This window comes from Vibrio sp. Vb1018, assembly GCF_033338775.1.
GTDB lineage: Bacteria > Pseudomonadota > Gammaproteobacteria > Enterobacterales > Vibrionaceae > Vibrio > Vibrio alginolyticus.
On the sequence record NZ_JAWOTI010000002.1, the window covers coordinates 255,966 to 267,114 of the forward strand.

Below are 11,149 nucleotides of genomic sequence, written 5' to 3' on the forward strand. Positions count from 1 at the left end.
AAATCAAGCTTTCCCGAAAAAAATGGGCGGCTTATCAGAGCCGCCCATTCTTATGTTGTATACAGGTTTATCCGTTATCAATAACACCGTTGTTCAGCAATGACTCTACAATCTCGTTGGAGCTGAGACCGTTGAAGTCGATTGAAGTACCTAAGTTTTCCACGACAATAGTCTGTTGAACATTTGCATCCGTCGTAATGTTCAGAGAAACACTTTCCGTCGATGCATCGTAGTCTGCCGAAATGTGACCAAGCAGATCATCCATGTCGATCATTGAGTTATTGAGATCAGAGATAACTTCACGTAAATCGATACTGTCTTCGTTAACAGTGAAGTCAGTAATGGTATCCACTGCCCCTTCATCAACGGAATCTACCGTCCACTTGAAGATATCGCTGCCGTCTCCACCCGTTAAGATATCTGAGCCTAAGCCACCGATAAGCACGTCATCACCATCACCACCCAGAATAACGTCGTCACCGTCTCCACCAATCAAGTTGGTACCTGTGTCTCCGCCGACTAAATAGCTGTCGTCCACTGCGGTTGACTGGTCAATATCGTCGCTATCACTACTCACATCCAAACTAATTTGGACAGGTGAAGACTGCGCTTCATCGCCATTAGATTCCGTTGATATCGCCGTAAGCGAAATATCGTAAGAACCGACATCAATACCACTGTTAGTATCTGTTGCGACAATTTCTAGCGTATCAATTTCATCGCTTGGTACTGTCCAAGTGGTACCATCGAAGCTAATGCCTGATGGAGAAACGCCACTTGTTACCTCAGCACTAGCTGGTACGCCCGTTAGCTCCAAAGACAGCACCTCGTCAACATCAGTAAGCGCCGCCATGATTCCGACAATCGCTAAACCTTGACTGCTCGCGGTTTGGCTAGCCGCAATTTGACGAATGTAATTAAACTGAGGATTGATACTCAATGTAGGTGCATCAGCTACAGGTGTCACATTGATAGTGAAGTCTTGATTCGCCTCCAATGCGGTACCCGATGCATTTTCGAAGTACACGCCGTTGTCTTCGACTTTCACCGATAAAGTGATTGAAGCTGCGTTGACATCTCCTGCATCCACAAATACACCCTCAGAAGCGTCTGTTGCTCCAAGAACGGAGTTAATATTATCTGGTGTGCCCATTAGGGTTATTTCACCAGCCATCCCCGCCCCAACAGTCACACCACTACCTGCTGGCGGCTCGACACGAAGGTCGCCCTCGGTAACTGTAAGAGTCACGGTCATGCTTTCATTTGCTTGTGCGCCCGCAAAGTCGACGTCACTCACACTAATACCCGTTACTTTCTGGCCATCAGCTTCATTGATCGTATCCGTTACCGACGCTGCAGTGATTTCAGGTGCGTCATTGGTCGCTTCAACATTCAACACTGCTGTGCCCGCGATTGTAATTGGGTCTGGAGCGCCGTTAGTTGTTCCGTCATCTGTGATTTCATAAGTGAAATTAACGTCACCAAAGAAATCTGCTGCGGGTTCAAACGTCCACTCTGTCGCACTCACTTGAGTCAACGTGCCGGAAGTTGGGTCCACTAACGCAACATTATCGACGGTCAAGTTGTCTGACTCAGGATCACTTGCGTTGCTCAGCAAGTCAGTAGCCGTAATAGTTACCGAACCACCATCTTCTTCGGTACTACTCAACGTTACCTCTGATGTTACCGGTGCATCGTTCACCTCAGTGACTTCGAAGATCGCCGTTCCTGACACCGTTTGAGGATCAGAAACACCGTTCGTTGTACCGTTGTCGGTAATGTCGTAGGTCAGATCGACCTTGCCGTTGTAGCCAGGCGCAGGAGTAAATGACCATGTACCTGTTACGTTGTCGAAATCCAATGTGCCGCTGCTTGGATCAACCAACTGGACATTACTCACCATCAAGGTGTCGTTTTCAATATCAGACGCATTCGCCAACAAATCAGCTTGGGTAATATCAACCGCCGTACTGTCTTCTGCGATATCAGAAAGTGTCACTTCAGACGTCGTTGGAGCATCATTGACTTCCGTTACGTTGAACGATGCGCTGCCGTTAACCGATTTAGGATCGGATACACCATTTGTCGTGCCATCATCTGTAATGGTGTACGTGATTTCAACTGGACCGTTGTAATCTGGTGCTGGGGTAAATTCCCACTCTCCCGTGCCACTGTTGAAAGTAATGCTGCCCGAATTCGGATCCGTTAACTGAACATTGCTAACCGTGAGATTATCGTTCTCTACGTCTGTCGCATTCGCAATAAGATCCGCTTCAGAGATGGAGAACACACCACTGTCTTCTTCAATGTCCGGTAGCGTCACTGGCGTAGTTTCTGGGGTATCATTCACCGCTGTTACTTCAATATTGAAGCTGCTGCTGTTGGTATTTAGGGTGTCATCTACCCCACCAATTACGATACCTTCATTACCTTGGTCATCGACTGTCACGTCCACCTGAACGTCACCAAAGAAGTTCAGCTCTGGGTTAAACTCAATCAGACCGTCTGCAATGGCATTGTTTAGATCGGCCACTGTGCCTTTCAGTTCAACGGAGTCCGTACCATCACCGCTCACGGTTAGGTTGTAAGTAGCGATGAGCGTTGGATTAAGCTCCAAGATACCGCTGTCGACGTTCACATTGAGTACATATTCAGCATTCGGATCATCGAGTACGGCATCAATGTCGGTAATGCTGAAACCATCAAGCAGCAATGGCGTATCTTCTGGTGTTTCCACATCCACGGTGTTGACGAACTCTGGACGATCGTTCACTGCTTCAACATCAACAGTGACATCAAACTCCTCTGCGGAGCCCAAGCTTTGACTGCCATCGAGCCCAGTATCAACGGCTTGCACTTTGAAATGCAGCGAACCATCCCATGAGTTATCGTTGCGATCCCCAGAATTAAACACCACTTGATCCAAGTCTTGAGCATTGATTTCTAAGACAAAAATGCCGCCGCCTTGGTCAGTAAACACTGTCCCATCAGGTAATGAAACACTCGCCCCATCAGGGACATTGGAGACCTCAACTCTCAGCGTCTCTGGATCATTTTCCTGGTAGTTTGCACCATCTCCGATGGACTCTTTGTTATCAACCACTAACGCATTTACATTAATAACAATGTCTTCGCCCTCATTACCTGCAGCCGAAGTGTCGGGGTTCACATCAACATCATCACCAATAGGATTGACAATAAGCGTAAAGTTGTTGTTTCGTTCCGTTGGAACTTGTAGCAACTCCTCTTGAATGAAGACCGTAATACCTATCTCAGCCTCGCCACTAAAGTGTTTTGGCGGTTTAATTTGGATGTCACTCAGGTCAATGGACGTCTGAGTGAGATCTTTTAGTTGAATACTCCATTCGCCCCCACCGTTGTTCTTAACAACATAATCAGAGGAATTGGATTTAACGATAAAGTCATCAGGAAGCCCCGTTAACTTGAGTGAAACGAAACTCTCAGAACCGTCATTATCGTTCAGGCTGATCGAAACACCAGAGCCCGATTGATTCAGCGAAATTAAAGTATCTTCGTCACCAATCACCGTGATTGGCTGCGTCGGATCGGCACCTGTAATGGTAATGTCATCAACGACTGGCGTAACTTCAAATGTGACATCGTCAGTGAAGGTTCTCACATCTATATTATCGCCAGAGTTATTCAAGATAGACTGATCAAACACAGCTTCATCAGTAATTTCTCCCTCGATATTAATCTTGACGGTATTTTGGCCACCACCTACGGGGTAATTTTCTTTTGGCTTAAACAGAACATTGTCAAGCGCACCAGCTAAAATCTCAGCTTCATTAAACTCAATACTGGTTCCTAAGCTGTTACCATTGGCATCAACAAACTCACCTAATGTTGTGTCATCAAGCTCTAACTTGATGTTCGTTAGTGTTTCTCGACCACCTTGAGTGTTGTTAAATTGATCGGCAAAATCAACACTCAAGTTAAGTTGGATTAAGCCATCTTCGTAACCAACACCATCCGCCGTGGGAACGTCGTTATTTAGATCAGTCACAGGTTGTTTGTTTGCATCCAAGCCGAAAGTACCGACGATATCTACTCTTACATTTGGTGTGACATCGCTATCCAACGGCTGATCCCCGGCTGAACTCGGAACGTCTGCAACCGGTAAAACCTGAACTGGAAACTGGACATTATTTTCTTTTTCATCACCGGACTCAGTGTCTTTAGTGACAAACCGAATTGGCAATTCGAAATCACCTGCGTAATCTTCTGCCAAGTGCATCGTCAAACCATCAAGGCCAGTAATATTTCCACTCGCATCGATATGGGCTTGGAACACGTATTTACCATTGACAAAATCAACATCCGTCCCCGTGATCACCAAACCAGGAGGAATGCCAGGAGCTGTCGGGTCGACGATAATAGTCAAGACATCCTCCACACCATCTGCATTAATCGCATCGACTTTCGACGTCAACTGAGCACCAAGGTTAATAGAATTGTCTTCCAACGCTTGAATTTGAACATCATCAGCCACCTGAATCTCTGCCGCTACACTCATTTTCGGAGTGAGGACGGTTGGAAACTCTAGTGTCACATCCGTTTGACGCACGACCGTCGCATCTTTTTCGTTGCCCAAATCTTCGCCCAAATCATTCACTTCTGCGTAAATGGTTAAGCCAATTTGAGAGAGACCACCGTTATCGCCATCGTCACTGTCATCGTTTGGTGTTAAATCAAGTCCAGACGGCGCTTTAATTGAGAAGTTGTCTTCATTAGTTACTGTCCAACGACCTCCACCTTCATTTAGTGCACCGACGATAACCAATTGGTTGAGGATCTCAGGGTCCACATTGTGAAATTGAACAACAAGTTGAGTCACCACTTCATCTGAAGACGCATCAAACTCTTGGTATTTAATGATATGAGCGCCAGATTCGCCCCCCATAGAAGTGTTGATCGTAAAGTCAATGTTACCTTGATCATCTGACTTCACGATATCGGTAGCACCACCACCACTTTCAGTGACAAGCAGACGGGTTTGGTCATCTATTGCCCCCGTATTATCCTCTGGCTCAACGATTGGATTAACTTGGACATTCACCGTACCATTGATGGTTTTCTCAGCGATACCTTCACCGGGATTCGAAGCGTCAACATATTCATGGTCAATCTCTTTCACAGTGACGGTCGTGGTCAAGTCAAAGTCAGTACTTGAATCCTGCTCCAACTGGACTTGAACATAGCCACTTTGAGAGATTTTAGCGGAAAAATCTTGCTCTGATTCACCGGCTTGCGGTGAAAGCGTTAGTGTTCCAGAAACAAGCGCTTGTGCCACACCATCTACATAGACCGTGCTGCCTGGAGGAAATCCAGAGATGGTTACATCACTAAAGAATTCATCGGTATCAGGGCTTTGTACGAGCGTCGGTTTCCAATCGATGTCAAAGCGCGTATCTTCATCTCCCTCCGATCGAACAACGTAGTTATCTTGAGCATCAATAACGGGTTCGACCTTGATCCTTACCTCTCTTTCAATCACACGACTATGACCATCATTCTCGGTAACAATGATCGTCCCTGTAATCGCAATGTTTTCGGTTGAAGAGGCTTCTGGAATAATTTGAATACCGGAATTAAAATTCAGCCCAGTGATGTTTGCTTCGTAAATCGGTTGACCGTTACCATCATAGCCAACAAAGGTGAGGTCAACGCTTGAACCGTCTGAATCTACGACACGAACACCGTCGGGGATGTTGGACAGGATAACAGTAATGGCTTCTGAATCATCCTGTGGTCTATCGGCAACTTCACCAGATACAACCGAGAAGTTGAGGTTTACAACACCATTCTCTTCAATAGTCGTCTCTATTCCGGCCACATCTCCGTCTACGAATCGGTTCCAAACGTTCCCCGCGTCAATTAATACCGTGTCTGGTATGTCAGCAACACCTTTTACACCAACGATGACGGTCTTACTGCCCAGTGACAACACATCTTCTGTCGTACCGGTAGACAATGATGCTGTGTCTTTCACAATGCCTTCGACATTGAAAGTAAAGTCATCATTGCTGTGCAACGGAGGAAGAACTTCGACGTTCGCTAATTCAGACTCTGGCACTTCGTAATAAAGTACATTGCCGCCTGAATCAGTCACTTCTACTATCTGACTTGGGTTTGCTGAGTCCAGCCACACCAAAGTAACCCCATCAATTGAGAAGTTAGAAATGCGCACAAATAACGCTTCAGAACCATCTAAGTCCGCTGATGGTTTCATGGTGATCACTTCACTTAATTGGAGTGGGTCGTGATCAGTGACAGGGTCTACCGTATTTTGAGTTCGAGCATTATCCTCAAACACATTAATTCGGTTTACAGTAAAACTACCTTTATCCGCAACTGGGTTTACATCAATAATGATGGTTTCGGTTTCTGAGCGAGCGGTATCTTTCCCAAGCAGTGGATTGTTGTTTTCCGTCGTAATAGCGGTGACATCAATTCTGATTTCGCCCGAGAAGTTATCTATCGGATCAACTTGAACTTCATCAATTCGGCTTGCATCCACCAGATAAACACCACCGGATTTTGGTATCGCACTACCATCTGAATAGACTAACTCTGCGTTACCTTCTCCTTGTGTAAAGACAAGCTCGTACACAATGCCTTCTGGGTTACTAGTGTCTTGGGTTTCAGCCGTGATGTTAAGGGCGACATTGTTTCCATCTTCATCAACCGAGTAGTTAAATTCGCTGCTTGCCGTCCACGTTGCAATATCTGCGACGGCAGCAACTTCAATGTCTAAACGACCATTAATCGTATGATCTGGCGTACCATTGTTAAGAATTTCCACGCGGATACGAGGATCGATACCAGAAGCATCGGTTGATGTATGACGATCTGGTACGAAGTACAAGTTATCTAACGAGACAAGCTCACCATTGAATGACTGCTCAACATTTGATGCGTCGAGAACAACCGTATTGCCCACAGATGTTAATTCAATGTAGTTGCCACTGCCGTCTCTGTAGTAGAACGTACCGTTGTGAGTATCAGCATCTCGAATAGTGATGTCACCTAAGCTCTCGTTACGGTCGATATCGTGTAAATTGATAACCAAGTCGACTTTCGCAGGGCTAACATCCAGCGTCGACAAGTTGTCCTGAGTATTTGCAGAGTCAACGCCCACAACGACACCATCACGCCCTTGGTCTTCGAACGCAGTAACGGTAGACGTGTCAATTTGCGCATTGCGGTCTCTTATCGAGATATCCACATCGGCATCTGCGATATCGCCATCACCATCGGTTGCAACAACGTTGATGGTGAAATCAATCGAGTCGGTTTCGGTATGGTCAAGGTCGTCATTCGGACGGAATGACACACTGCCATCGGTTCGAACAACCAAACGACCGATTTCAGTATCCACTCCGTCAAGAACCTTGTGAACAAATACGACTTGGTCGCTGCCGTTCAAATCGACAGAATCAGAATCAACACCATTTTGCTTAAAGTAAATGCCTGAATCATCAGCCGAGAATGAAGTCACTTGTGCGCCGTCAGCACCAAGGTCATCATCCCCCTCTACAGGGTCTCGGAATAAACGAACCGTGCGGCTGCCTTGCCCCTCAACACGCGAAATAGATGCATCGTGCAAGGTTGGAACATCATCGGTAATCGTCACTGGTAAGTTAATACCTGCCGTATCACCATCGACATCGGTCGCAAAGACTGGGAGATCAAGTATGAGTGTATCTTCGCCTTGAGTTGAGTGATCTAGCGCACCCTCAAGCGTAAACTTGTAAGAGCCGTCAGCGTTCAAAACTAGTGTGAACACTGAGTTACCATCAGGTGTTTGACCTTGATAAGTAAAGTTGTTGTTGCTTACCGCGGTTTGAACTAACGTCACCGCAAAACCACCTGAAGTTACTCCTGGTATCGGGTTAGAAGTAAGATCCAGCTGATAAGAGACAACGGTATCTGCCCCTTCCACCGTATCGAAATTGCCCGTTGCTTCTAGGCTGTCTTTGTTGGTTGCCTGAGAGCCGTTGGCAAGGTCATCCTCATCAACAGCCAAAGCATCTGCTGATTTAATTTCGGGAATGTCATCAACCACGGTAATTGGAAGATTCAATGATGATGACGTGTCACCATCAAAGTCTGTTACTGTAATTGGAATATCAATGACAAGGTTGTTTTCACCTTGAACAGCGTCATGGTCGATTGGTCCCAACAGCTCAAATTGGTAGCTGTCATTATTCGCATCAAGAAACAGCGTGAAGATCTTAGTTGATGTGCCAGTAATAACCGCTTCGTAACTGGTTACTCCACCATTCGTGCCTACTAGATTCAACTCGATGCTGCGGCCGTTCGACGTTAAGCCAGACACGACTGCATCGAGGTCTGAAACTTGGTAGCTGACAATCTTGTCTGCACCAGCAACGACCTCAAATCCGCCGTTCAATACCGTTGAATCACTACTTGTCGTGTCAGAGCCACCAGCAAGATCATCTTCATCAACGGTTTGTTGGCTTGAGTCTGTCACTTTCACAATCGCTGGAACATCGTCCACTACTGTGATCGGCAAGGTGATGTTATTGGACACATCGCCGTCAAAATCGGTCGCGTTGACTGGGAAGTTGATGACTAACGAGTTTTCATCGTTACCCGCAGGATGATCAAGTGCACCCAACAGTTCAAATTCATAACTGTCTGCTGAACCATTTAGCGTCAGTTTAAAGACGGTGTCCGTCGTACCTTGTACATAAGCTCGGTACTCAATCACACCGTTTGAATTTGAAAACTCAACCAACTCAAGCGGTTGACCACCTGAGGTAAGTCCAGAAACAGGCGACGTTAAGCTATCCAACTGGAAGCTAACGATAGAGTCGGCACCATCAGTAACGTCAAAGTTGCCACCAATGATATTGGATTCTGGCGTGTCGTCCGAACCTTGGCTTGGAATATCATCCTCATCCACAGACAAGGTACTACCAGAGCTAATAGCATCAATGGTTGGCTTGTCATCTACGATGGTCACTGGCAAGGTCGCAGTGATGGTATCGTTGTCGCCATCCGTGATCTTCACAGGTAGATTCAACAAAATCTCATCAGAGTTAACCGCGTGATCTAACTGACCAGATAACTCAAAGTCGTATTTACCATCTTGATGAAGTGTCAACGTGAAGACCGTCACTCCACCCTGAGTTTGTCCCACGTATACAAGCGCGTCAGCAGTTGAAGCGCCAACGTCTTGAGAAAGTGTTACCTCTTCTCCACCCGATTTCAGATTCGGGATAGGATTTGAGCTTAGATCCAATTCGAAAGCATCAATACCATCTGCGCTAGTGACTTCGAACTCACCTGATACCGTTAACGGCTCTTTAGTGCCATCAGAACCAAGAGGTAAGTCATCTTCGTCGACACGTAGACTTTCAATATTAGTAACAACTGGAACATCGTCCACAACGGTAATTGGCAATGTGAAGGCTGGTGAAGTATCACCATCATTATCTGTCGCCGTCACAGGGAGGTTAATAACAATCTCGTTTTGCTGATTACCATCTGGATGATCAAGCGGCTTCTGTAAATCGAACTCGTAGGTGTTGTTCGTTGCATCCAACGTCAGTTCGAACACAACTTCAGCAGGATTGCCAGCGACACCTTGGTATACGTTCACGCCGTTTGCGCTAGAAGACAGAACTAAGGCTATAGCTTCACCATCTGAAGTCAGTGACGCAACAGGCGTGGTCAGGTCACTCAGCTGAATAGAAGCAACTTGGTCAGCACCTTCGGTGATATCAAAAGTACCTGAAATAACAGTATCTTCTGCACTTGCAGCATCCGTACCTGCTGGTAGGTCATCTTCATCAACGGTTTGTTCGCTGCCTGCTAGTAAACCATCAATGGTCGGAACATCATCCACAACCGTAATTGGTAAGGTGATGTTGTTCGACACATCTCCATCAAAGTCCGTCGCGTTTATCGACAAATTGATGACCAGTTCATTTTGGCCATCAGCATTTGGATGCTCGAGAGGAGCGAGCAAATCGAACGTGTAGCTGTCATCAGAGGCATCGAGGGTCACACGGAATACCGGTGTCGTCGTGCCATCAATACGAGCTTCGTAAACTGAAACGCCACCTGCGTTTGATACTTCAACCATAACCAGAGATTGACCACCAGAGGTCAGGCCTTGTACTGGCGTCGTTAGGTCAGAAACGCTGTACTCGACAATGCCATCAGAACCATCAGTCGCGATGAAGTTACCGGCAATGCTGTTCGACTGTGTACCATCAGATCCGACTGTTGGGATATCATCCTCATCAACCGTTTGCACACTTGTTGCTTCGATTCCGCCAAGTGTCGGCTTGTCATCAACGATCTTGACAGGAATTGTCTCAGCAGAGGTATCACCATCAAAGTCTGTTGCGATGATTGGGAAGTTGAGCGTTAACTCATCACTATCAACAGCATGATCGATTGGGCCTTCAAGCGTGAAGTTATAAGAGCCATCAGTGTTCACTGTCAGTGTAAAGACCGCTTCAGTACCCGCTGTCGCCTCGTAAGTAAAGCTGCCATCACCATTTGCGGTTTCCGTCAGTGTGACTGCCACGCCTTGTGATGTAAGGCCAGCCACTGGTGTTGCAGACACGTCAAGCTGATAACTTACCACTCGGTCCGAGCCTTGTGTGGTAGTGAAGTTGCCATCGATTGAAATCGGGCCAGTCTGATCTGAACCAATCGTGCCTAAATCATCTTCATCAACGGTAATCGAATCAACATCGATAATGGTCGGCTTATCATCCACAATGGTGACTGGGATCGTTTCTGTGGTGGTATCACCATCAAAATCCGTTGCGATGATTGGGAAGTTCAGTGTCAGCTCATCACTACCCGTCGCATGGTCGATTGGACCTTCCAGCGTGAAGTTGTATGAACCATCCGGATTAACGGTCAGCGTAAATACTGCTTCAGTTCCTGCTGTCGCTTCATAAGTGTAGCTACCGTCGCCGTTTGCAGTTTCCGTCAGCGTGACGGCCACACCTTGTGATGTCAGACCATCAACTGGTGTTGCAGCAGTATCTAATTGGTAGCTCACTACCCCATCAGAGCCTTGCGTTGTAGTGAAGTTGCCATCGATTGAAATTGGATCTGAGCCGTCAGAGCCAATCGT

At 46.5% G+C, this 11,149-nt stretch carries 1 protein-coding gene; it reads right to left on the reverse strand.

Annotated elements, in window-relative coordinates; all coding sequences use genetic code 11:
* Positions 1–67: 67 nt before the first annotated feature.
* Positions 68–11,149, reverse strand: an 11,082-nt coding sequence (locus R7Z10_RS03555; protein ID WP_318103978.1) for a cadherin-like domain-containing protein, incomplete at its 5' end; no start/stop codon positions are given.